Genomic DNA, 404 nt, shown 5'->3' on the forward strand with positions numbered 1-404 from the left:
AGTAACCTCTGAAGCGGTTATCAAGGGAGTGGGGCGGCCATGCGGATCGCGATCGTCGGAGCGGGTGGGGTCGGGGGCTACTTCGGGGCGCGGCTCGCCGCGGCGGACCACGAGGTCACCTTCGTGGCCCGGGGACGCCACCTGGAGGCGGTACGGCGCTCGGGGCTTCTCGTGCGCAGCCCCCTGGGCGACGTCCGCACCTCGCCGGGCGCGGTGGTGGAGAGCGTCGCGGACGTGGACGGCGCGGACCTGGTCGTCGTCGCCGTGAAGCTGTGGGACACCGAGGACGTCGCCCGGCAGCTGGCCGCCTCCAAGCTGGCCGGCACGCCCGTGCTGTCGCTCCAGAACGGCGTGCACAAGGACACCGTCCTCGCCCGCCACCTGCCCGCCGCGTCCCTGCTCGG

The 404-nt window shown here is 73.8% G+C and carries 1 protein-coding gene; it reads left to right on the forward strand.

The features are described from left to right. Window positions 1-39: 39 nt before the first annotated feature. On the forward strand, window positions 40-404 hold a 365-nt coding region (locus CCN29_RS36710), incomplete at its 3' end, for a ketopantoate reductase family protein (RefSeq protein WP_442538688.1).

The organism is Streptomyces pseudogriseolus (assembly GCA_002154585.1).
In the GTDB taxonomy this organism is placed as follows: domain Bacteria; phylum Actinomycetota; class Actinomycetes; order Streptomycetales; family Streptomycetaceae; genus Streptomyces; species Streptomyces pseudogriseolus.